25 protein-coding genes are annotated in these 23,870 nt (G+C 45.0%); 4 read left to right on the forward strand and 21 right to left on the reverse strand.

What is annotated here, in order from left to right:
• Positions 1–36: 36 nt before the first annotated feature.
• Positions 37–720: a GMP/IMP nucleotidase gene (gene yrfG, locus ACRRSX_RS20815; protein ID WP_432455694.1), complete on the forward strand. Its 684-nt coding sequence runs from the start codon at positions 37–39 to the stop codon at positions 718–720.
• Here yrfG and ACRRSX_RS20820 read toward each other — a convergent pair.
• The 12 genes from ACRRSX_RS20820 to gspC are packed head-to-tail and all read right to left on the reverse strand — an operon-like array spanning position 709 to position 12,004.
• Entirely contained in the window at positions 709–1,464 is a 756-nt protein-coding gene (locus tag ACRRSX_RS20820; RefSeq protein WP_432455693.1) for a type II secretion system protein N, read from the reverse strand. The two genes, yrfG and ACRRSX_RS20820, sit on opposite strands and share 12 nt — an antisense overlap.
• The gene (gene gspM / locus ACRRSX_RS20825; RefSeq protein ID WP_432455692.1) at positions 1,461–1,934 is read right to left on the reverse strand and encodes a type II secretion system protein GspM; all 474 of its coding nucleotides are present in this window, start codon (positions 1,932–1,934) and stop codon (positions 1,461–1,463) included. Before gspM ends, ACRRSX_RS20820 begins: the two co-directional genes overlap by 4 nt.
• Positions 1,931–3,133 carry a type II secretion system protein GspL gene (gene gspL / locus ACRRSX_RS20830; protein WP_432455691.1) on the reverse strand — a complete coding sequence of 401 codons (1,203 nt, stop codon included), beginning with the start codon at positions 3,131–3,133 and terminating at the stop codon, positions 1,931–1,933. The genes gspM and gspL overlap by 4 nt, the downstream gene beginning before the upstream one ends.
• Positions 3,130–4,113, reverse strand: coding sequence for a type II secretion system minor pseudopilin GspK (gene gspK, locus ACRRSX_RS20835; protein ID WP_432455690.1), 984 nt, complete (start codon positions 4,111–4,113; stop codon positions 3,130–3,132). Before gspK ends, gspL begins: the two co-directional genes overlap by 4 nt.
• Positions 4,113–4,811, reverse strand: coding sequence for a type II secretion system minor pseudopilin GspJ (gene gspJ, locus ACRRSX_RS20840; protein WP_432455689.1), 699 nt, complete (start codon positions 4,809–4,811; stop codon positions 4,113–4,115). The genes gspK and gspJ overlap by 1 nt, the downstream gene beginning before the upstream one ends.
• Entirely contained in the window at positions 4,811–5,173 is a 363-nt protein-coding gene (gspI, locus tag ACRRSX_RS20845) for a type II secretion system minor pseudopilin GspI (protein WP_432455688.1), read from the reverse strand. The genes gspJ and gspI overlap by 1 nt, the downstream gene beginning before the upstream one ends.
• Positions 5,170–5,760: a type II secretion system minor pseudopilin GspH gene (gene gspH, locus ACRRSX_RS20850; protein ID WP_432455687.1), complete on the reverse strand. Its 591-nt coding sequence runs from the start codon at positions 5,758–5,760 to the stop codon at positions 5,170–5,172. The genes gspI and gspH overlap by 4 nt, the downstream gene beginning before the upstream one ends.
• 2 nt (positions 5,761–5,762) lie before the next feature.
• Positions 5,763–6,203 carry a type II secretion system major pseudopilin GspG gene (gene gspG, locus ACRRSX_RS20855; protein ID WP_432455686.1) on the reverse strand — a complete coding sequence of 147 codons (441 nt, stop codon included), beginning with the start codon at positions 6,201–6,203 and terminating at the stop codon, positions 5,763–5,765.
• Between the two features lie 28 nt (positions 6,204–6,231).
• Complete coding sequence (gspF, locus tag ACRRSX_RS20860; RefSeq protein ID WP_432455685.1) at positions 6,232–7,449, reverse strand: type II secretion system inner membrane protein GspF; 1,218 nt, start codon at positions 7,447–7,449, stop codon at positions 6,232–6,234.
• Positions 7,450–7,457: 8 nt separating this feature from the next.
• Entirely contained in the window at positions 7,458–8,996 is a 1,539-nt protein-coding gene (gene gspE, locus ACRRSX_RS20865; RefSeq protein ID WP_432455684.1) for a type II secretion system ATPase GspE, read from the reverse strand.
• On the reverse strand, positions 8,996–11,101 hold the full coding sequence (gene gspD, locus ACRRSX_RS20870) for a type II secretion system secretin GspD (protein ID WP_432455683.1): 2,106 nt from the start codon (positions 11,099–11,101) through the stop codon (positions 8,996–8,998). The genes gspE and gspD overlap by 1 nt, the downstream gene beginning before the upstream one ends.
• An 18-nt stretch (positions 11,102–11,119) precedes the next feature.
• Positions 11,120–12,004: a type II secretion system protein GspC gene (gspC, locus tag ACRRSX_RS20875; RefSeq protein WP_432455682.1), complete on the reverse strand. Its 885-nt coding sequence runs from the start codon at positions 12,002–12,004 to the stop codon at positions 11,120–11,122.
• A 255-nt stretch (positions 12,005–12,259) separates the two neighbouring features.
• Between gspC and hslR the strand changes: the two genes are divergently transcribed.
• From hslR to pckA, 3 genes are all read left to right on the forward strand, one after another.
• Positions 12,260–12,655 (forward strand): ribosome-associated heat shock protein Hsp15, encoded by a 396-nt coding sequence (gene hslR / locus ACRRSX_RS20880; protein WP_432455681.1) that lies wholly within the window; start codon positions 12,260–12,262, stop codon positions 12,653–12,655.
• 12 nt (positions 12,656–12,667) lie between these two features.
• Positions 12,668–13,549: an Hsp33 family molecular chaperone HslO gene (gene hslO, locus ACRRSX_RS20885; protein WP_432455680.1), complete on the forward strand. Its 882-nt coding sequence runs from the start codon at positions 12,668–12,670 to the stop codon at positions 13,547–13,549.
• A gap of 179 nt (positions 13,550–13,728) precedes the next feature.
• Positions 13,729–15,354, forward strand: a complete 1,626-nt coding sequence (pckA, locus tag ACRRSX_RS20890; protein WP_432455679.1) for a phosphoenolpyruvate carboxykinase (ATP) — start codon at positions 13,729–13,731, stop codon at positions 15,352–15,354.
• 157 nt (positions 15,355–15,511) lie between these two features.
• Here the strand turns inward: pckA and ACRRSX_RS20895 are convergent, their stop codons facing one another.
• The 9 genes from ACRRSX_RS20895 to ACRRSX_RS20935 form a co-directional block, all read right to left on the reverse strand.
• On the reverse strand, positions 15,512–15,763 hold the full coding sequence (locus ACRRSX_RS20895; RefSeq protein ID WP_432455678.1) for a hypothetical protein: 252 nt from the start codon (positions 15,761–15,763) through the stop codon (positions 15,512–15,514).
• A 393-nt stretch (positions 15,764–16,156) separates the two neighbouring features.
• Entirely contained in the window at positions 16,157–17,566 is a 1,410-nt protein-coding gene (locus tag ACRRSX_RS20900; RefSeq protein ID WP_432455677.1) for an O-antigen ligase family protein, read from the reverse strand.
• 8 nt (positions 17,567–17,574) lie between these two features.
• A complete protein-coding gene (locus ACRRSX_RS20905) occupies positions 17,575–18,363 on the reverse strand; it encodes a tyrosine-protein phosphatase (RefSeq protein WP_432455676.1) in 789 nt (262 codons plus the stop codon).
• Positions 18,350–18,766 carry a VanZ family protein gene (locus tag ACRRSX_RS20910; protein ID WP_432455675.1) on the reverse strand — a complete coding sequence of 139 codons (417 nt, stop codon included), beginning with the start codon at positions 18,764–18,766 and terminating at the stop codon, positions 18,350–18,352. Before ACRRSX_RS20910 ends, ACRRSX_RS20905 begins: the two co-directional genes overlap by 14 nt.
• Positions 18,757–19,524 (reverse strand): hypothetical protein, encoded by a 768-nt coding sequence (locus ACRRSX_RS20915; RefSeq protein ID WP_432455674.1) that lies wholly within the window; start codon positions 19,522–19,524, stop codon positions 18,757–18,759. Before ACRRSX_RS20915 ends, ACRRSX_RS20910 begins: the two co-directional genes overlap by 10 nt.
• Positions 19,525–19,583: 59 nt before the next feature.
• On the reverse strand, positions 19,584–20,657 hold the full coding sequence (locus ACRRSX_RS20920; RefSeq protein WP_432455673.1) for a glycosyltransferase: 1,074 nt from the start codon (positions 20,655–20,657) through the stop codon (positions 19,584–19,586).
• A complete protein-coding gene (locus tag ACRRSX_RS20925; protein WP_432455672.1) occupies positions 20,654–21,730 on the reverse strand; it encodes a hypothetical protein in 1,077 nt (358 codons plus the stop codon). The genes ACRRSX_RS20920 and ACRRSX_RS20925 overlap by 4 nt, the downstream gene beginning before the upstream one ends.
• Positions 21,714–22,724, reverse strand: coding sequence for a hypothetical protein (locus tag ACRRSX_RS20930; protein WP_432455671.1), 1,011 nt, complete (start codon positions 22,722–22,724; stop codon positions 21,714–21,716). Before ACRRSX_RS20930 ends, ACRRSX_RS20925 begins: the two co-directional genes overlap by 17 nt.
• The gene (locus tag ACRRSX_RS20935) at positions 22,725–23,789 is read right to left on the reverse strand and encodes a polysaccharide pyruvyl transferase family protein (protein ID WP_432455670.1); all 1,065 of its coding nucleotides are present in this window, start codon (positions 23,787–23,789) and stop codon (positions 22,725–22,727) included. It lies immediately after the preceding gene.
• Positions 23,790–23,870 lie beyond the last annotated feature (81 nt).

The raw sequence follows: 23,870 nt of genomic DNA on the forward strand, positions 1-23,870 counted from the left end.
TTGCTGTTAGAAGCACTCAAGGATTTGCGAACAAGAATGTTTAACTGGAGCCAAATAGATACCGTTTTGCTGGATATGGACGGCACTTTGCTAGACCTCCATTACGATAATTATTTTTGGATGCATTATCTACCGAACGCAATTGCTCAGCAAAATAAGCTCAGTACAGAACAGGCCCGTGAACAACTAATGGCTGATTACGAAACCGTTGCAGGCACCTTAGATTGGTATTGTTTCGATTACTGGAGCAACAAAACCAACATCGATATACGCCAGCTTAAAACCGAAGTAGAGCATAAAATAGCATGGCGCAATAACGTAAAACCCTTTTTAAACGCTTTAGCACAAGCAGGCAAACAACGTATTTTACTCACCAATTGCCATCCCGATGGTCTCGCCACCAAGGTTAGGGTGACCGGTTTAGATCAATACTTGGACCAACAGTTTAGCGTGCATCAATTTGGTTATCCCAAAGAAAAACCTGAACTATGGCAAGCACTGCTTGAGCATCACCCCTTCGAGCCGGAACGCACCCTGTTTATTGATGATAATGAGAAACTGCTTGAGCAAGCCAGCCGCTTTGGCATTAAATTTCTATTAGGGATCCGCAACCCCGATTCACAGCAAGCGAGCAAGTCTTTTAAACACTTCCCATCCGTTGACGATTACCAGCCGCTCACCCAACAATTGGTAAACTCAGGCCCGATGTTAACGAGGTAAACGCCCCTGCTCTTTGAACCGATAATATCCCTGTGGATCGACTCTTCCAATATATTTAAGATTGTTACTTAAACCACTGGGCATTTCCGCTCCGGCTTTAATTTTGCCTTCGGCAGCCCAACTCGAGGAAGTCAGTGAAGCGAACCACTCAAGTTCGACTTGCGAGTCACGATGATTCAACTGAATTGTCGGCTGTCCTTGCTTACAAGCAAGCTCAGCCTTCGCATTTGCTAGCTGTAATTCACCTAAGGGCGAATTGATCAATGGTGCCAACCAACGCAGCTGTCCCTGTAATTGTTCACACCATGGACTACCTTGGCTTGCTTCTGTCAATTGCAGTTGAAGTTCGCCGTCAACCGAAACTGGAAGCCCCAACGGTAACTGTTGCATCAGCCAGCTTGCTGGCGCGTTAAGCTGCCAATCTTTGACAAACCATCCCGACAGACCAAGCCCAACTAAACCCTGTCCTGCGAGCTCATGATCGTTCCCCAAACTCAACTCAGCCATGAGTCGGCCGCTCAATAAGGCACTCGGTTTCACCTGCCAATGCACTTGTTTTAAACTCAGCTGAGGTAAGTTAATACTCGCCAACTGACCATCCCACACCGAACCGCGAGGCTGATTCAAGATCACTTGTTTGGGAATTGGAAGGTAATTGAGGACCACCGACAAGGGCATGGTGACCACCAAACTAACCAAATAAACAGAAATCAATAACAGCGCTAATCCAAGATACTTCTTCATTCTGCCTTACCTAAGCGTAAGCGGCGCACACCAACCGTACCGGCTTGCTTCCCTTCATCTAAATCGATACTTTCAACAACGACACCGTAACGTTGACTAAGCATATTCAACCACCCCAACAATTGATTAAAAGGGACATTTTCAATCCATACTTCAACTTCACTATCGCCCTTAGGTTGAATTCGACTAATGCTAATACGCTGTTGACGGGCGCTACTACTGACCGCTTGATTCACTTTAATTGTGCCAGCATTGGCTTGCGTATGGCCATTCGCTAAAATCACCGCACCTTGCTGTTGCGCCCACAATAGGGTTTGCTGTTGTGTCGCTAAACGCTGTTTCGCAGCTTGGTTTGCTTGCGCCACCGGCGACCAAACACCCCAATATAAAACGGCGACAAAACACAAGATGCTAGCCAGCATCACTAAGTTTTGCTCACGCTTATTTAAACTTTGCCACCATTGTTTCATAAAGCCTTCCTTATGATCAGCGTTCCAACAACCCCACCCGCCTTGTTACTTAACGTACCTTGCTCGCTCGCATAGGGCTTTAAAGCTTGGCGAAACTGTTCAAAACTTTGGAACGATGGTGCCTGGGCTTGTAAACGGATTTCGCCCTTCTTTTGCTCATAACGCAAACTCAATGGCTTAAAATTATCAGTATTACCGAAGGCTGATGACAGCTGAGTCATCATCATTAAAAAGTCTTGCTGAGGCGCTTGATCAAGTGCAGCTATAGCTTTGCGAAAGTCACTGCGGATCCGACTATCTCGGATCCGTGAGACCTGAGGAAATACCTTCTTATAAACCTGACGAAGATTGGCATCGACAGTGGTTAATTGTTGTTCGGTATTGTAGGTATCAAGCAGCTGATAAGTGAGCGCTAGCGCAAAACAAAGCCCAGCGGCTATCGCAGCTTTCTTCCACTGTGCCCATAACTTAGTCACTGGATTTTCGGTAGCGTAGCGGCCTTGTAATAAATTGAAACTTGCCTTTTTTGCACCGTCGGCCAACAACTTCATCGGTAATTCTGGTGAAGCGGCCTGCCACTCAATGCCCGCAACTTCGATATCGGGTGCCGGACTATAGTGCTTAATCAGCAATTGCTGGTCATCTTTGACTAACAATGGTAAAGCAACACTTAACCAGGCTTGGTCAATACACATGCCACGCCCATCGGTAAAGCGAAATAACCACTGCTGATTGATCTGCAACGCACTGGCTTGCTCCGTCTCTGGCTGAGGTAAACAAAAGCTATCCACATGCCACGCCTGACTAGAGATATTCGCATCTTCCAGCATCTCCAGCCAATCCGACATTTGCTGCTGACTCACACAAGCAACGTCAACCCCATCTTTAGCTTTAGCCAAAATACAAATATGTAAATCGTCGGGATCTTGAGCGAGTTGCTCTTCCAACATAAATGGGACAACTTGTTGCCAAGAACGCTGCGCCGACTTCGGCAAAATCAAATGATGTTGTGTCACATCACAGGCTGGCACCAACACCGTGACTCGCCGATGTTCGGCTTTTTCTTGTAATGAACTCAACGCCGCACTTCCGCTAAGCTCTCCAGCGGCAATCACTTCTTGTTCGTTATCAGACCAAACCATCCAGTTGATGACATCTTGGTCGCTACTGGGTAAGCGGATTAACAGTTGCTCGTTCACTGTGCGCCTCCGTAAGTTCTGCGGATCGACTTAAGATCGGCCTTGCCACTGCGCTGAATAACGCTGGTCATCTGTGCTTGTCCTTGTTCATTTTCTATTTGCAGTTGTGCCATAAAATAATTTGAATTTAATGTTAGCGACGACTTAACCCCTGACGCACTCAGAGAAATGCCTGATAAAGCATTATGTGCCATCATTTCATCTAAACTACGATAGCCTTCATCTGGTCGGTCATTCAAGACCTGTTGCGCGCTACTGTTATCTAAATCCGGGTAAAACAGCGCTTCGAGCAATTGCGGTTGATCGAGTGCAATTGTGTTCACATTAATCGCCAAAGTCGACTGCGGCAAAGCGCAAATATAAGGTGAGACTTTGCGATAAATCGCAGCATTTACGCCATATACCGCTCGAAATTCGCTGCGCTCAACCATCGGCATATTCGCCGGTAAATAAGGCGGAATTAAACCTTCATATACACCGTCTTCGGCGCCCTGCGCCAAAGGAATTGTATCCGCATCAATCCAATCCCGAGTGGCATCCGTGATCTGCTCAGCGAGATAAGCGTCCACGCCCAAGGCCACTAATAAACCGGTAAATTGCGCAGCCACCTTGGGCGGCTGTCCATCCGTTTTATTCGGTTGCCCTAGAGCATTTAAATTAAAGCAGGCCTGTAAATCATGAATACTGCCCTTAATCACCGAATCTTCGACAGGGAACACCATTCCCTCAGTGGCCCAGTATTGCCCCAGATGCACCCTATCATCATCTTTTAGATCTTGTTTTAAGACTTTAATGGCAAACGCTTCCGCCCCCGATAATAGCCAATGAGCACGTATAGATTGTTGTAAGTTGCTGGCTCGCGCTAGGTCGAGCTGCAAGCGCTGACTAAACTGTGCAGCCACCACCACCATAACCGCCAAAATAAGCATGACGGTTAATAATGCGACCCCGCGCTGGCGCTGAGCAGAGAACCCTTGCATTATTCGGCACCCTTACTGGATTGATCGTTAGATGAACCGTTATCGCCAGTCTTGCCATCGTTGGTATTGGTATTTTCTTGTGCTTTGCTCGCCATAGCGGCTCGACTACCTGCTGCGGTGATATAAACCCTGCGTAATTCACCATAGTCTTTCAATCGCAGTGTCACTTCCACACCACTGGGCAACTGACTCCCTTCTGGCGGCTGCTCGCTCCACCCCTTAGAACCATAGAAACGAAAACTCAAACCCTCGACATCGTCCAGCAATACCATTTCTCGCGGCTCGTAGCCCACAACAACATCGGGATATTGATAAAAACGCTTAATTAACTTTTGATCTTTTATCAAATATGCAACTCGCTGCAAATGAGAGCGATTGAGCACCGAAGAGGGGTTCCGCCAGCCTAAGCTGACCATTTCAATCCCCATATCATCGCTATCCAGCAGATACTTACCAACCACAAGCAGCGCTCGCTGTTCTTCCGTTTCATCCCGAACAGAGCGCGGCGCGATTTGGCTAAAATCACGCTGCATCAAGAACATAGCTCGCTGTAATAGCCTTAATCGTTCACCATGGCGTTGCGAAATCTGATCACTATGCAAAACCCCTTGCAAGACTTGATAGGCCGCTATCGATAACATGGCAAAAATAGCGATAGCCACCAACATCTCTAATAGCGTAAATCCGCGTTGCTTCATTAGCGGCTCAAATAACTAGTGACTTCAGCCAGCGCTGATTTTTCTTCGGCGCTGCGATAAACCGACAGAGTTACCGCGATAAAATCACTATCACTGGTTGCAACCCCTTGCGAGCGCCAATACCATTGCTGACCAGCAAACTCGGTGTTGCCCTTTCGGCTCGAGGTGCCCGGCCAAGTCCCGCTGAGTTTCAGTTCGGCCATTTGATTGTCGGCCACCCATAGGGCGAAGGTCTTATCTTGAATATAATTCAGACTAAGCAGATTCTCTGAAGCACTTTTCATGACCGCTGTGCCAGCGATGGCCAATACGGCCAACGCAACCATCACTTCGAGCAGCGTCATCCCTCGTTGCGCTTTCATTGGCTTGACTGCCGATCAATACTTAATTGGCCCAAATCATCACTCTTTACCTGCCAAGTAGATGGACTTTCGCCAAATATAAATTGCAAACTAAAAGGCGTGACTTCACCACTACTCAATAATAATATTTGTGGCACGATTTTTTGCTCAACGTCTTCGGTGATGAAGTTTTCTTCAAACAAAGGATTATCGGTAAAACCCAATTTTCCGCTACCATAACCCTGATTTAACTGCTGCTCGTCTTCTAAACTCAGTGCTAAGGCGTAGGGTTCTTCAAATTTCTCTTTTTTAAAGATCTTATCGTCCAGTGCCACCCAGCGTTGCTTTTCCATTCTCACGAACTGGTAATGCTCAACATCAGCGTAGATCCCATAATCGTAACCCGTTAACAGGGCCTGTTCTTGAGCATATTGCACTAAAGCAGCCAAATGCTTGGCTTTTTGTTCGAGTATTTTCTGCTCACTGGAACCCGACACCGACATCACCACCGTATAAATACCAATCGACATCAGCAGCAATACCAAGATCACTTCCAGCAAGGTAAAACCTTGCTGGCGGGTTTGAGGATTGCAAGCAGAAGCAGCCAAAATTACTTATCGAGATCCCAGTTACCGATATCGTCTTCGGTCCCTTCTTCACCATCTAAGCCAGCACTAAAGATATCAATACGACCATGCTCACCGGGACTCACAATAATGTATTCATTGCCCCAAGGGTCTTTCTGTAAACGGCGTAAGTAACCATCTTCTGGGTAATTACGAGGTTCCGGAGATGATGTCGGTTTGCTTACCAAAGCTTCTAAGCCCTGTTCCGTTGTCGGGTAGCGGGAGTTATCGAGACGATACATATCGAGAGCATTTTCCAGAGCCACGATATCCGTTTTCGCCTTTTGGATATCGGCCTTTTCTTTATTCCCTAATAAATTAGGGACAATCAAGCCGGCTAAGATCCCTAAAATAACAATCACTACCATGACTTCTAGCAAAGTAAAGCCTCGGCTAGTTCGCGGTAAGCACATCGATTTTTGCATTCTATTTACTCCGAAAAACGGGTAGGTTCTAAAGCCCTACCATATTATTAAGTTCCAAAATTGGCATTAAGATAGCCATCACAATAAATAGCACGATACCCGCCATGCTAACGATCAAGGCGGGCTCAAATATCCCTAAAGCTATGTTTACTTGAGTTTCAAACTGACGGTCTTGGTTGTCAGCGGCACGCTCCAGCATTCCTTCTAACTCACCGGAGCGTTCACCGCTGGCGATCATGTGTAACATCATCGGCGGGAACAGCTTCGTTGCCTCTAACGACTGATGTAGGCTCTCTCCTTCACGTACTTTGGCAGCAGCATCAAGTACCTGCGCACGCGCAAAATCGTTAGTCAATACTTCGCCTGCAATGCCCATCCCCTCAAGTAAGGGAACCGCGCTGGCGTTAAGAATACTCAGGGTTCGAGCAAAACGCGCCGTATTTAGACCTTTAGTGACTTTACCAAGCACTGGTATCGACAGTAAGCGATGGTGCCAGTTCATTCTAATTTTATCCTTCTGCAACATCCGCTGCCAAAGGACCATTGCCAAAACAATAACAATCACAAAAACTAAACCGTAATCTCTCACCAAGTCGCTGATATAAATTAAGAAACGGGTTGCCGCTGGCAGCGTTTGTCCCATATGCTCGAACTGCGCGACGACTTTAGGCACCACCGAAACCAGTAAGATGGCAATCACCGATATACACACCAGCGTTAATACCGCCGGGTAGATTAAAGCCTGCATGGTTTTCATGCGCATCGCTTGGCGTTGCTCGGTATAATCGGCCAACCTTTCTAGAACCTTATCCAGGTGACCCGACTTTTCTCCCGCCGCCACCATGGCGCAATACAGTTTTTCAAAGACCTCTGGGAAATCGCCCATACTGTCGGCGAGGCTGTAGCCCTCTACAACTTTAGAGCGAACCCCTAAAATAACACTCTTTAATTTGGGTTTGTCAGCCTGTTGCGCCACCGCTTTCAAGGATTCCTCAATCGGCATTGCCGCCGCAACTAAGGTGGCTAACTGTCTCGTCAACAAGGCCAAATCGCTGGTGCTAATTTTCCGTTTGAAGCGAAATCCAGCAGCTTTAGCCGTAGATTTTTCGGCGACTTGTTCGATCTTTAGGGGGGTAAGTCCTTGCTCACGCAAATAAGCGCGCACTTGACGCGCGGTATCGGCTTCATGTACTCCGTTAGCTTTTTTACCTTTCTGATTAAAGGCTTGATATTCAAATGCCGGCATAACCCTAACTATCCTTCGCGGGTGACCCGCAATACTTCTTCTAAGCTAGTAATCCCCTGCAGCACTTTGGCAACCCCATCTTGGCGAATACTTGGGCAACTCTCTCTAACCGCAGTTTCAATTTCCTGCTCACTGCTACCCGCATGGATCATATCGCGTACCTCGTCAGTGATCGGCAACAACTCATGGATCCCAGTTCGACCGCGGTAGCCAGTATGATTACAATGCTCACAACCCACTGGACGATATACGGTAGCATCTTTTGCTACGCCTAATAACTGGTGCTCTCGCTCACTCACCACATGCGCTTCACGGCATTCGACACAAAGCGTTCGAACCAAGCGCTGGGCTAACACGGCTAATAAACTAGAAGATAATAAGAAAGGCTCCACCCCCATGTCGCGTAAACGGGTTACCGAACCAATCGCGGTATTGGTGTGCAAAGTAGACAACACTAAGTGGCCGGTTAAGCTGGCCTGCACTGCTATTTGCGCGGTCTCTAAATCACGGATCTCACCAATCATCACCACATCGGGATCTTGGCGTAAAATCGCCCGCAGCCCCCGAGCAAAGGTCATATCTACCTTAGTATTCACCTGAGTTTGGCCAATGCCCTCAATATTATATTCAATGGGATCTTCTACGGTTAGGATATTACGGTCTTTACTGTTAATTTCACTTAAACCGGCATACAGCGTGGTACTTTTCCCCGAACCAGTTGGCCCCGTCACGAGAATGATCCCGTGAGGTTTTAACAATAATTCACTAATAATCTCTCGATGCGGTGCCATTAAGCCTAAATTGGCTAAATTCAGGCGTGCATTATTTTTATCCAGCAGTCGTAATACCACCCGTTCACCATGGCTTGATGGCATGGTTGAAACCCTAACATCCACTGCTCGGCCAGCAATTCTCAAGGAGATTCGACCATCTTGGGGCACCCGCTTTTCGGCAATGTCTAAACGCGCCATGACCTTGATCCGTGAAACCAATAAAGCGGCCAACTTACGATGTGGTCGCAAAATTTCACGCAACACGCCATCGATACGAAAGCGGATCACTAAGATGGTTTCGAAGGTTTCAATATGAATATCACTGGCCCCTTCCTTAATTGCCTCACCTAACATCGCGTTAATTAGTTTAATAATCGGCGCATCGTCTTCGGTTTCGAGTAAGTCTTCATTTTCGGGTAATTCTTCGGCCAAGGTGTAAAAGTCCATATCGTTGCCGATATCTTCCATTAACTGGCGAGCTTGTGAAGAATCACGCTGATAAGCTTCGGTCAGATGCTGCTCAAACTGCTCGTCCGATAGGACTTCACAGACAAATTCTTGCTTTAAGACCCGACGAATTTCCTGCAAAGCAGCTAACTCAATTTTAGAATGATGAAATACCCGCCAACCACTTACGGTTTTTTCTAACATCACGCCGAAGTTTTTGGCAAACATATAAGGTAACTGCCAACCCTCAATCCCCTGCAAGTGCGGAGTATCGGAGACCAAGGCTTTTTCATCTTCGACATAATTAAGTTCAGCTTTTACATCCATTACTCAGCACTCACCTTCGTAGACTCTTCGCTATCTGAAGTTGCTGCGCCGCTCGCTTCACCCGCTTTCTTTTGCTCGCGTAATTGTTTTTCTTTTAAATAATCAATATATTCTTGAACTTCTGGAGAAACGTCATCCACCGAATTAAATTCAGGTAAAACGGGTACTTTTGTTTCGGGCATTAAGGCTACACCCAACTCTTCACGTAGCAATTGTTGCGCTCGAATTTGGCTATATTTGCGAGAGCTAATATTTTGCATGGTTGCCGCATCACGAATGATGGTCGGACGAATAAAAATCATCAGATTACGTTTGGTCTTCTTGGAATTGGTAGAGCGGAATAAATGTCCCAATATTGGAATATCCCCCAGCAAAGGCACCTTCGACTCACTTTCTTCGATTTGGTCGTCTAATAGACCCCCTAAGATAATGGTATCGCCACTGTCTACCAATACCGTGGTCGAAAGTTGACGTTTGGCAAACACGATGTCCACCGAGGTTTGCCCTTGCACCTTAGAGACTTCTTGCTCAATGGTTAGCTGTACTGCATTGCCCTCATTGATTTGTGGCGTGACTTTCAATTTCACCCCGACCTCTTTACGATCCACCGTAGTGAAGGGATTATCATTTCCGCTACTTGAGGCAGAACCGGTAAGCACCGGAACTTCTTCACCCACGGTAAAGTAGGCTTCCTGATTATCAAGGGTGGTGATCGATGGTGTCGCGAGTAAATTAGAACGAGAATCGGTCGCAGCCGCTTGTAGTAATACTCCCCAATCGGTGCCATAGAAACCAAAGGCAGCCCCGGTGACCTTAGATAAGGCGCTAGCCAAAGTAGAAACATCACCATCGGTATCTGGGTTTACAGTACAAGTGCCATCATTACACACCGTACTCCCTTTGGTCGGTTGAGCATCGTAAATACCCGCGCCAAGCTCAGAGACAGACATACCTACATTATTAAACTGGGTCCCTCCGGCAGCAGTGGCCCATTGAACCCCAAGACTCACGCCATCTCCTTCCGCCACTTCTACAATGATCGCCTCTACATTGACTTGCGCGCGACGAATATCAAGCTGGTTAATCACCCCTTCTAGGGTGCGCATAGTATCGGGTTGGGCGGTGATCACTAAGGCATTGGTATCCTCGTGAGCTTCAATCGAAAAATTACCGCGAGCATTATTGGCAGAGGCCTTTTTACCGCCCCCCGCAGCTTCGGCGGCCACCGTCTCACTAACCCCTTTCAGCACATCCACTAAGTCGGTGGCTTTGGCATACTTCAAATAAAATACGCGAGTATTGCCATAGGTTTCGAGTTCACTATCTAACTTACTCACTAAGCTGACCACCCGCGCACGCGCGCCTGGCTCTCCAGATACAACAATGCTATTGGTTCGCTCATCGGCAACCACTTTGGGTATCAATAAACTAGCCGCTGCTCCCTTACCACTTTTATTGGTGGTTAAGGATTCAATAATGCGTACCAACTCACCGGCAGATGCAAATTTCAGGCGAATAATATCCACTTCCTGATCACCCGCTTTATCCACCCGACGAATAATTTCAACTAAACGATTCACCACCGCGGCGCGACCGGTTAGCATAATCACGTTGGAAGGGTCATAGTGCACAACGTTACCGCCACCAGCGTTATCATTCAGCTGGCGCAGCAAAGGGGCAAGTTCTCGAACCGAAACATTTTTAACAGCAACCACCCGAGTCACCATTTCATCACCCGTGGCTTGACCATCCCGGTCCACCACAGGGATCGCCCCTGCCTTAGCATCTTTAGAGCGAACAACCTTCACCACGCCATTAGGCATATCAATAGCGGCAAAGCCATAAACTTCTAAGACATTGAGGAAAAACTGATAATACTGCTTCTCATTCAGTAAATCGTAACTCCGAACATTCACCTTACCGCGCACAGCAGGATCGACAATGATGGTTTTATTGAGATTACGCCCCACCGTGGTAATTAACTCATTAATATCGGCGTCTTTAAAATTAGCCGAGAACTCGGTGGCACTCACCACTGTGCATAGCCCTAATCCAATCAGGCCAATCAATATGTGGTGAATATAGCGTAACGCTTGCAACTTCATCTAAAAATATCTCCGGTACTATTCATTCGGCAGGCTGAAGAAAATATCCTGTAGCTGGCCATCTCGTTCTACGGTTATCGTAATATCCGTGAGATCCGCCATCTCTTGCATCACTTGCATTGCTTGCGCGTTATCGCGCAGATCAAATCCATTTAGCGCAACCGCTAAATCCCCCGCTTTTAATCCAACTTGCTCAAACACTCCCTTATTTTTACCTGGATTCACTCGATAGCCAGTTAAAGCACCATCTCGTCGCACCGGGGAAATTCTGATGTAATCAGTTAACTTAGAAGGATCTTTCAAGACTTCTTTCACGTCCACTTTAAGCTGTTTTACTGTTGCGGTACTAGAGCCAGTTGCTTTAAAGCGAAGATTAGTGCGAGCAGATGCGACTTTATTGTCGGGATCTAATAACAAACTTTCGTAAACCCCACGGTGCAACAAAATAACCCGATCGACTTGGATTTCTTTAATCACCGCTTGCGTACCTTGGATCGACTCATCTAAACCATAGGTTTGTTGCTTACCTTTATTTTCAATAATCGCCAGCGATTTGGCAGGGTCACTACTCGCAACCAAACCGGAAAGTGTTAATTTTAAAGAGGTCTTCGGTGCTTCGGTCGAAGCTGGTCGAGCAATCACTTTAGAGGCTTTTTTAGCCCGATATTCACCAAACAAATTCAGTTTAAGCAAGCGAGTCAAATCGACTTGTTGATGGTTACCAAGGGTATCTACTGCTTGTGGAACCCAGCGAAAAGACGGCGTCTGTCGAGGGAATAACAACCAAGTAATCGTGGCTAACTGATAGGCCGCAATACATAACAAAAGCACAGTGACGACGACACTACTCTTTCGTGATGGAACATAGCGAACAAGCTGAGCTGAGAGAGATTTAATATCCATTTATTCTTATAATACATCTGACATCGCTATACGATTATCCAGGTTCCTTATGAAATATCCAAGGTAAGCCGCCAAGCACGGAAGTTATTCATTCTAAAGACACTTGGCAACAGAACAAGTGCTGTAAGAACAAAAGTTGCGTTGTTTTGCACTTTTATTACTTTTATGTTGTATAACGCACTAAACTGGGCGATAGCGAGCGTCCATAAAGCTGATATAATTTAACAACTAATAGACCAGCAAGCTAAACTTTTTATGAAACCTCAAACATCTAAAGACTCAGCAACGCGCATCGACAAATGGTTGTGGGCCGCTCGTTTTTATAAAACTCGTGGACTCGCTCGCGAAATGGTGATGGGCGGAAAAGTCCACTATAACCAACAACGCTGTAAACCAAGTCGCAACGTTGAAATTGGTGCCACCATGAGTCTATGGCAAGGCCAGCAATATATTGAACTGGTAATATTACAAGTCAGTGACAAACGCGGCCCAGCATCTCAGGCTCAACAACTCTATCAAGAAACCGAGGACAGCCTCAAGAAACGCGAACAACAAACATTACAACGTAAGCTGTTAGCTCAAAATACTAGTCCAGAACGACGCCCCGATAAAAAGCAGCGTCGTCAAATAATTCAGTTTAAACAAAAATAGTCAGGTCTAAACATGAAGCAAGACATTCTAAACCGTTATATATTCGAAGATTATAATCTGCGTGGTGAGTTAGTTCAGCTACAGCAAAGCTACCAAGAAATCGTCGGACAAAAAAACTACCCAAGCCCCATCCAAAACTTATTAGGTGAGTTGCTTGCCGCAACTTGCTTACTGACCGCGACGCTAAAATTTGAAGGTGACATCACCGTGCAAATTCAAGGCGATGGCCCGGTTAGCATGGTTGCCGTGAGTGGCACCGAACAACAACAAATGCGCGGCGTAGCGAATTGGAAAGGAGCCATCGACCCTCAAATCAGCTTTAGCGAACTGGTGGGTAAAGGGCACATTGTAATTACCATTACCCCAACCCAAGGCGAACGCTACCAAGGGATCGTGAATATTGATCCTGCAGGAGTGGCAGCCAGTATCGAAAGCTACTTTCAGCAGTCAGAACAACTCAATACCCGCATTTGGTTATTTACTGGGATCCATCAACAACAGCCTTACGCGAGTGGCTTATTCCTACAAGCTCTGCCAGCCAGCCAAGCAGAAGATAAGGAACACTTTCAACTGATCGCCACTTTAAGCGATACCACCACGGCGGCAGAGAGCTTTGAATTGGACGCGGAGCAATTACTCTACCGTCTATATCATGAGCATCAAGTTAGATTGTATGAGCCACAACAAGTCAGTTTCAAATGTAGTTGCTCAACACAGCGCTGTGAAACTGCATTAATGAACATAGACCATCAAGAATTGTTAGATATTTGTCATGAACGTGGACATATTTCCATGCATTGCGACTACTGCGGGCATGAGTATCAATTCAACGAAGCCGACATAGAAAACTTTTCTCAAGACAAACTATCGACAAACCCAAGCAACCTTCACTAAACTAGGCCAAGGGAATGCGTGTTTCATCGCATTTCCTGATCACAATAAATATAACCATAATAAAATGTGCTGGTAATTTGACGACCTTCTCTTTTTACACCCGTTAAAGAGCTAGAATCAAAACCATTACTAACAAAAATATAATATAAATCTTACCTCTCTACCTACAGGAGACTGCTATGCTAGACGTTGCAGAAAAGGATCAGGTGATCAACCTGACGCAATACGGCATCAAAGACGTGTCGGAAATTATTTACAACCCTTCTTATGAAACACTCTACCAAGAAGAAACCCGACCCGAATTAACTGGTTACGAAAAAGGAATTGTAACTCAGTCTGGAGCCGTTGCGGTTGACACCGGGATCTTTACCGGACGTTCCCCCAAAGATAAATACATCGTGTTAGATGATTCCACCCGAGACAGTATGTGGTGGACTTCTGAGCAAGCTAAAAATGATAACAAACCGATCGATCCGGCAGTCTGGACCGATCTCAAAAAAATAGTAGCCGACCAACTCTCTGGTAAACGCCTATTTGTGGTCGACACCTTTTGTGGTGCCAACCCCGATACGCGTTTAAAAGTGCGTTTCATTGTAGAAGTGGCTTGGCAAGCCCACTTTGTGACCAATATGTTTATTCGTCCAAGCGCAGAAGAGCTGGTCGATTATGAGCCAGACTTCGTAGTGATGAACGGCTCTAAAACCACCAATCCTAACTGGCAAAAACAAGGTCTTAACTCCGAGAACTTTACGGTTTTCAATATGACCGAGAAAATGCAAGTCATTGGTGGTACTTGGTACGGCGGCGAAATGAAGAAAGGCATGTTCGCCATGATGAACTACTATTTGCCACTCAATGGCGTCGCCTCGATGCATTGCTCTGCCAACGTGGGTGAAAAAGGTGATACAGCGATTTTCTTTGGTCTATCAGGAACTGGGAAAACCACTCTGTCAACCGATCCGAAACGCCAACTCATTGGGGATGACGAGCACGGCTGGGACGATGAAGGTGTATTTAACTTTGAAGGTGGCTGCTACGCAAAAACCATCAAATTGAGCAAAGAAGCTGAGCCTGATATTTATCATGCGATTAAACGGGATGCCTTGTTAGAAAACGTAACCGTGCGCAATGATGGCAGCGTAAACTATGACGATGGGTCGAAAACCGAAAATACTCGCGTTTCTTACCCGATTTACCACATTGAAAATATCGTGAAGCCAGTGTCTAAGGCCGGACCTGCGCAAAAAGTAATTTTCTTAACTGCCGATGCATTTGGCGTGCTACCACCAGTTGCCAAACTCACCGCAGAACAAACCAAGTATCATTTCCTATCTGGCTTTACCGCCAAATTAGCGGGTACAGAACGTGGGATTACTGAGCCAACACCAACCTTCTCTGCCTGTTTTGGAGCGGCGTTTCTAACTTTACATCCCACCCAATATGCTGAAGTACTGGTCAAACGGATGGAAGCGGCTGGCGCAGAAGCTTACTTGGTGAACACCGGTTGGAACGGTACTGGTAAACGGATCTCGATTAAAGATACACGAGCAATCATCGATGCAATTCTCGATGGTTCTATTGAACAGCAAGCCACTAAAATCTTGCCGATCTTCAATCTAGAAGTCCCCACAGCATTGCCGGGGGCAGATAGTGAGATCTTAGATCCACGAGATACCTATCAGGATCCATTGCAATGGCAAAGTAAAGCTGAAGATTTGGCCCAGCGTTTTATCAAAAATTTTGATAAATATACTGATAATGCCGAAGGAAAAGCTTTAGTCGCAGCGGGTCCACAACTCGACTAATCAATTCACATTGATTGAACGATAAAATGCCAGATGGTGATACCAGCTGGCATTTTTATTTCCGTCAGTTGGAACGGGTTTATCGCTCTGGCGGCAAGACGAAAAAAGGCTAGCGAAAGCTAGCCTTTGATTATTTTCATAGCGTACAACGACTCATTTAACTAGCAGACGCAAAACCACTCCCACCAGAACCTGCACCACCACTACCAACACCAGGCATACTCGGTGGCGGTGGTGGCGTCAATAAACCTACAGGATTCAGCGCAGCAGGAAAAAATGGGGCCGAAAGCCCAGCAGGCGGTGCGGGTAAAGGCTGAGGCGGATCGGCAGCAAGCGCTAGTCCTGCCGCCATCATTTGCCCTGCCGAGACTAAGATCAGTAGCCATTTTGTTAACCGTATTTGCCTCATAAGTCCTCCTTGAACTAGCGTGGCATAACTACAAATTTACTTACTGTTGAAATAGCATCAAGCTCAAAAAAGCTCTACGGTCACGATTTCAACACCAAATACACTTCTTTAACAAAATCCATGCAAATAACAATCCAAATAATTTACACAGAAAAATCAATACGTTATTAAAATAAAAATTTCGTTTTTGTGAGCCATGTAAAATAAATTGACAAACTTAGCTGCGGTTATTTCGACCGGCTAACCGCCTCACTCTGATCGACGTAATAAATGCAGCATAAATCGTTCATCCATTCTAAGAGGCTCGACTGATAACAGTCATTACCACCATTGATCCTCCATTTTCCAGTGACTCATAACATTTTCCTCGACTGTATAAACAGCGAACAGCGCTTATACATCCCTTAAATGCCCTTCTGTCGGCATCGTCGCAGCAACCATTCCCAGGCATAATACAATAATGAAACTAGCGGCATTGGCAGGGGCCTGAAGATTAAAATCGACACTAATGTGGATCAACATCGCCACAATCGCCATCATGCATCCCAACGCGGTGGCCCGCATGAGTGGGTCCATTCTTTTTCTGATTGCGATCAAACATCTAATTAGAGTCCAAAGCACCGCTGCGCCTAAAACCGCCGTAGCAAACACACCGTACTCAATACTAAACTGCAGATAGTCGTTGTGTGCATGATCGTAAAATTGAGCTAAAGGCTGAGGCGCGTAGTTTTGAAACAAGGCATAAAAACTACCGGCACCGCTGCCCGTGATAAAAAAGTCTTGAAGCATGTTCAAACTCCAATCAAACACCGCGACCCGCTCTTCTTCTGCCAATACTGTCGAACTTAGTCGCTCTCTTAGATTGTCTAAACCAAATAAGGAACTCACAATCAATACATCGATCAACAAGACACTCACAAAGAAGACGGTTAACGTACGTGGCCGCTTCCGAAACAAAACCAGAGCAAAACAAGCGCCAATAATAGTACTCACAAAAAAAGCACTATTGCCCATCCGCGAACGCGACATAACCAAACCAATCACCATAATCACCATGCAGAGCCTGATCAACATTTTACGACTCATGAATGCTTCAAGAATGCGTTTTAAGGACTGCTGCCAGCTGCTACTTTGTTGGGCATTCAGCTCCGACACGACGAGGCTTAAACTCATGCACAAACATAAAATAAGATAATTCGCAAAGTGGTTTTTATACACAAAGGAACCCGTCGCATGGCTTGCCGTAGGGATCTCAAATACTGGAGATGCCGCAACATCACTTAAAATGAGCATGGTGCCGTAAAAAGCTTGAAAGGTCCCACTCACGACAAAAGCTAGCATCAGCACTTGCATGCGTTCGCGACAATTCAATAACAAACAACAATTGACCGCGAGTAAGAGATAACTGCAGCCCATCACTAAATTAACCAAGGTCCGATTGGGATCCAGTGACAACGGTGCCTCGCTGAGCGGCTCAACGCTAACGCTTGCAAGTTCACGAAAGCTGGCGGCAGCACCGCTCCACAAGCTAAGCATATCAATAGACAAGGGAAGTAACTGAGCCAAAGCCACCAACTGCAAGATCCCTAAACCGAGTAACAAAAATCGGTTGGTTTTTAGCCACCCCCAAGGAAGGGCCTGGCGCCAACAGTAAACCAGTATCAAACTTTGCAGAGCAATCAATCCTTCCATAATCGACCAAGCCCAAGGTCGATTGCTGGCTAATGGAATTGGCAGCCACACCACTAACAACAGTAATAGGCCAAAAGCAAATCGCTCTGTTTTGGGAGAAAACATGTCCATCAAGGCTCCTAGGCTTTACGACTAAAAATATCAGGCTCAATCAGTGATGTGACGGTCGTTGCCAGTGTTCCTTGACAGCTAGCCGCAATCATTCCGGGGGTATCAATAAACAAACGTTGCGCTCGCGGCTGCCCACAAAGCAAACTCACCTTATCGTAAGCTTGACTCAAATTTGGCTGACGCTTCTCCAATCCATGGCAATCACTCGCGACCACGTCAACCAAATCATCCTCTAGCATTTGAAATGCTGTTTGTTGAGCCGTCTGGCGAAATTCTCCCAACAATGCACCGGCTGTCACTTGAAATAAACAGCCTAAACGACGCCATTGGCTGACCAGATTAATTTCATTCCATACCCCACGATTTCGCTCGGGATGAGCGATTAAGGGAGTGATATTTCTCGCCGTTAACCACTTAATAAAATTATTAAACCCTTGTGGAACATGTCCATGGGGAAGCTCCAGTAGCAATACATCTTTATCTTTAAAGCGTCCCAATAAAGGCAACTTTCCCTGTTTATGCCAAAGCATAATTTCTGGGCACAGGTGCACTTCGGCAGCGTAATATAGTTGCAAAGGAAGTTGCTGAGCATGAAGCTCTCGATTTAATAGCTTGTAGCTATGGCGGATCGATTGTGGGGTATTATCAAAAACTCCCGGTAAAATATGTGGGGTAGCCAGCATCACTTCTATGCCATCATCTACTGCAGCACAGAGCATTTTTATACTTTGTCTTAAGTCTTTTGCCCCATCATCAATTCCGGGTAGAATGTGACAGTGAATATCAACGAAGCCCATGTTGCTGCTCCTTTTTTTGCTTAAGAAGAAAAAGGTAATGAAGCAATAACCAGCTGGTCAGCGCGCATAAAATACCAAACAAGTTACTGATTAAATCGGTCCACGAAAACTCTCGCGTAGGGATAAAACGCTGTAAATTTTCATCCACTGCAAAAACCAATATGAGCAGTAAAATAAAACGACGAACGCGCTCTCGGTGCGCTTTTCCAAAACGACAAAAACCAAATAACAAAGCAATGGTACACAGGTAGGAAAAAATAAGATGAGTCATCTTGTCGCCACCTAAAGCTATTTCCAGTCGCCAAAGGGACAAAGAAAACCAGCCAAGAGATTTAAGCACACTGCCTAAAACCACCAGCGAAACAACCGTTACTGCTACCACTTTTAAATTAATTACTGCCATGACGATTGCGCCTTACAAAATTCGGCTTGAGCAATCGAACCTTGATAAGTCAGTAGGTAACAAATCCGATCTCTCACCAGTGCCGAAGGTATCTCTCGCTTTAGTTTGCGATTGATCGCTGGATTCTCGAGTAAACTCACTAGCGAGCTTTCTACCACTTGCTGCTGAAGCGGATCCAATCGCTCCCAATTAGCAATCCCTAAATTAACCATACCGAGCAAACTTGCCTTGGTTTTTGGCGCCACCGCGACACCTTGCGCCAAGTAAGCAAACCAAACCGTTGCTGGCTCTCCCATAGCTTGGCGGTTACTCGCAAGCGCAACATAAGTATCTGGCCACGTCGGCCTTAGATTCGCCGCTTGCTGATAAAAAGAGTAAGCCTTAGCCAAATTTTGAACTCGCTGTTGCGCTTTATTATCTTCACTTGAGATCACTAATTGATAAAAATTGCGCCACTCGACCTGCTTGGCAGCAAGGGTTAAATAAAGTGGATCATCATGACGCCACGCCAACATTTGTTGAGACACGAGCTCCGCAATCAGAACGTTTTGTTCGCTAAGTGAATGGCTATAGTCTTGCAGCCATCGCTCATGCCAGTTACGTAACGCATAGGAATAAACGTTGGCCAAACCTAACTGAAACGCCAATACCAACACCGTTAGCGAAATCGCGACCATTGTCGCCAAACCGAAATAACGCCATAACATTCGCCCAAAATAAACTGCGCTTCTTGCTTGCATTTCAATAGATGCTTCCATTGCATCTCCTTAAATTATTAACTCCCGCGTACATCGTTCGCTCACCTGAAACCATACAATTAACTGAGAGTTTGCTCTGATAGCGCTAAGGTGTCAGCCGCAATTTGCCGATATAGACTTAATAATCCGGCATAATTTGCTAAAGAAAAATGTTTGCGGATATGCGCTTTGGCATTGTGAGACAGCCGTTGGTATTCACTCGCGTCGGAGAGTAACTGCTGACAACGTTGATACAGTTCTTCTATGCTGTCACATAGATAACCCGTTTCGCCATCTACGACGCAGTCCACCACGCCATGAGTTCTGATTGCGACCACTGGTAATCCAAAATACTGGGCCTCAATGGGAGCCACCGGCATTCCTTCCCAATGCGCAGTTGAAACATACAATCGAGCCGAGCTGTAATATTGAAACAAAGCCTCACGCGATAACCAGCCAGAGACATAATCAATCCCATCGGGTTTCGGTCCACCAAGCCAAACGAGACTATATTGATGACTGGCTAAAGCATACAGCGCCTTAAAGTCGTCAAAGCCCTTTTGTTTACAGATCCGGCCCACCGAGATAATGTCAGCCTGCGAGCTGGTCACCGAGGAAGTTAGATCCGAGAAATTCACCCCATTAGAGATAGTATGCACCCGCACCTTAGTGCTGAATCCCTTGGCCAGTTTTGCTTCAGATCCGCCACAAGCAACGATACAGCCAATCAAACTGAGTCGTTTTTCTATCCAATAGAATACTTTTTGTTTTAAGGGAGAAAACTCCTCCGATAAAAAGGCAAAACAATGGGGGGTGTAACAGAGCTTGTGCGCGCTCAACCCAAATGCGATCCGTCCCAAGAAACCAGAGAACGAAGAATGCAGGTGGATCACCGAATAATTCTTGGTCTTTACACGAAATAGCAGATAGCAAAAGACTTTCACTAAAAAGAAACGCTCTCCCCGCTCGTAAGGTATCTCAATTAAACCCACATCAGGGAAACGCTGTGCAAGATCCTTCGGAGTTTCATCCTTTTTGCTATACAACAAATCAAACTGGAGTTGCTTATCCTCAGCGGATAAATATTGAATTTGGTCAGAAATAACAGAGCATACCCCGCCGGCAAGGCATTCAGTAAAAATAAGCACTTTCATGATATTAAGGTCCTTTTACTCATCCAATAAAAAATCCCGCAACGCAGTATGTAACTCAAACAAACCACTACCAAAGGAGCATAACTCTGAGAAAGATGAACCGACAAACCAGTCACCATCACTAACATGCAAAGCACCACAAGATTGGGCAAATAGAATTTAATTTTGTTCTCTTTTAAGCCACCAATGTAAAAAGACAGCTCAATAAATACGCAGGCAAAAATAACCAGTAGCAACAGGAAGTCGCTGCCACTAGGGGGCAAAATTAAATAGATATATTGAAACACTAAATAAATAGAAGGGATCGCTAGCAGAGCGGCCAGCACAAAAAATATCTTAAATACCGTAGCACTGAAAATTTTGGTATTAAATTGGGCAAACGCTGCCTGTATGAAAATCGACCAAAACACAACAAACTGTAATAGAAGACTATAAAAACCAAGCGCTTCCATTGAAGAAACTGCAGCAATAAAATAACGTTGAAAGAACATCAAAAAAGTCGATGAGAACTGATAGCTTACCGAGTTAAGCGCCGATTTAATCACTGGCAAAGAAACATATGCTGCGGGCCGATGGTTCAAATAAAACATCAATAGGAACAAAAACATAAAAATACCAACAAAATAATCAAAGGCGACAAGCGGATGATTAATTGATAAGCAGACCATAAGAACGGCAATAATAAGAGCAAAAAGCTGGTACTTTTGGTAACGCTCTTGTTTCGAAAACGACACCATTGAATCTAAGTAGACATCAACAAACTTCACAAAAAATATAATTTTAAAAATATCCCAAGCGAATAACAAACAAAGTAAATAAGCGAATAACAAAACGACTAATAGACTAAATCGAATACTCTTATGCACCTGATAGGCACTCTGATTTTCGCGACTCGAAAAATATCCCGCTAAAGAGAAATTCTTACTTGATAACATCAATACAATCACAATTGATGAAGCAAAGCTTAAAAATAAAGAGTACTGTCCAACATAACTTAAGTCGTAATGCCGAATCAGCATCAGCGGGATCAGCCACTGAATAATTGGATTCATAAGACTAATTAGCGCGTTCATATTTCATCCAAGAAAAATACATCATGATATAAATTGAAACAGAAGATAAATGACGCATGTAACTGCCGAGATCGGGTTCAAATAAGAGTAGAACCAGTAAGTGACTTATAAATAACAAGCCAAATAGACGCAACTCTATGCTCTCGATTTGAGAGAACTTAAAAAAAGACACGAGTAAAATAAGGATATAAATCTGAAGGTAGAGCGAGTTTCCGGTGAAAACAAAAAAAATCGGGAAATTAAAATAAACCAAGCTAGAAAAATAATTCCCCATAAAAGCCTGCGCTGAATCGGGAGTCAAAGGGTTAAAATAGATCGTTTCGTGTCCCGCTCCTCCCATCGGTCTTAAGGAATTAAAAATATCTCGGGTACCTTGCACCTTAAAAAAGAAATCCTCTGGAAGCAAAAATAAAGAGAATAAGACAAGCAATACCACCAGCGCTTTATATTCAAAATTCAAGCGTTCCATTAATAACAATAAAGCAAATACGGCGATGATCAGTAAGTAATAATTACGAACCAAGCCATAGCTAAGGTACAAAGCAAAGATCAGTAATAAGGTATAAGAGAGATTCTTAGATTTGCGATACACAAAGAAACAAGCAATAACTAAAATAGAAACCAAGGTTTCTTTTTGGGGCCGAGATAAGCCAAGAACCAAATGAGGCATCAATAGCACAGAGCCATAGGCTAATTCGTCCCAGCGCCGAACAAAAAATGACATGGTGGCAATATAGGCAATGCCTGTAACAAACACTAATAGGCTAGATAAATGCTCACCAAGGAACTCAAACACCAAAGTCGTATAATAATAGGAACCATCTTGTGAAGACGGAGACGCGCTACCACTCGCCATCTCCATAATCAATTCAGAATCGCGAAAATATTTTTCGGGCAAAATAGCCTCTCCCCAGAGGAAGACCACTAAAAAAGCCACCAACCATAGTGAGAAGAATAGATACTTGTAGTATTTACTCTCTTTACGAATATACATTTATAAACTGGCTCGAATCTGATTAAAAAAATCCATTTCATTCATTGCTCTCAGCTTAGCGACTCGCTCTTCTACCTCTACACTATTAAAATTGTATGCGTTATCAACGTACTCTGAGATATTCAAATCTTGATATGCACCAAACCCCTTCCTCTCATAACTGAGATGAAAGGTTTTAAAGCCTGCTAATAGCGATTCAATGGCACCATGCAAACGAACTGAAATCACTAGCGCTTGCGGGTATTTTGTTAAGGCCTCCTTTACCGAAATAAAATCACTAATCCCGTATTGTTGGTAAAAATCACCATCGTTATTAGAATTGACCTCACTTTGCACCGCATAAACAACGCTCTCGAATTGCGCCAATACTGGCTCTAACTCTTTCAAAAACTTATGGTTAACCGCTTTGCCACGGCGTAAATCCCTTAAGATCAAGATACAAGTGGAAGAGTGAGGCAATGTTGAAACTTCTAGCGAGTCAAATTTACGGATCAACTCCGAAACGGCCATATCTTTCACACGCGTGCTTTGGAGATTAATATTTTTAAGCTCTGCGACGGTTTTATCATCGCGAACAAACACTTGCTCAGTATTGGCCAGTAAGCGACTCAACCACGCAGAATAGACATAGCGCAGCGGACCAATACTCTGCGAGAGTAGAATATGCGGCTGATTAATGTTGCTTTTAACCCAAGCAATTTGTGAGCAGTGCACAATCAGCGTTTTTAGGGCTTCGCTGAGGGAACCAAACCTTAAATATCCGCCACCAACGGAGTAGAAACGATCACAATTTTGTAAGGACTGGTATTGTTTTGCTGAATAGCGCCCAAACAGCAGAAAGCCAATCACTTTCAATAATACCGCGACGTGCCCCAGTATGCCGCTACGGGAAAATTCATTACCAAGCACCTGGTAATCGCCGTTAAAACTATCGGGATCACTACAAACAATAATGATCTCGGTATCTTGGCCATGTTGCTTCTTTATATATTGGCAAGCTAGCTCAACCAGCAAACCATCACCCGAGTTTTTAGACGAATAGCAATTCATCAAAGCGACTTTCATTCGGCTTTCCTTCCCTTTAAAGCTAAGGATGCGCTAAACCAGCGAACCTCAATTGTTGTTTACATCCATAGCACGAGGCTA

It is taken from the genome of Agarivorans sp. QJM3NY_30 (assembly GCF_050870855.2).
Lineage (GTDB): Bacteria > Pseudomonadota > Gammaproteobacteria > Enterobacterales > Celerinatantimonadaceae > Agarivorans.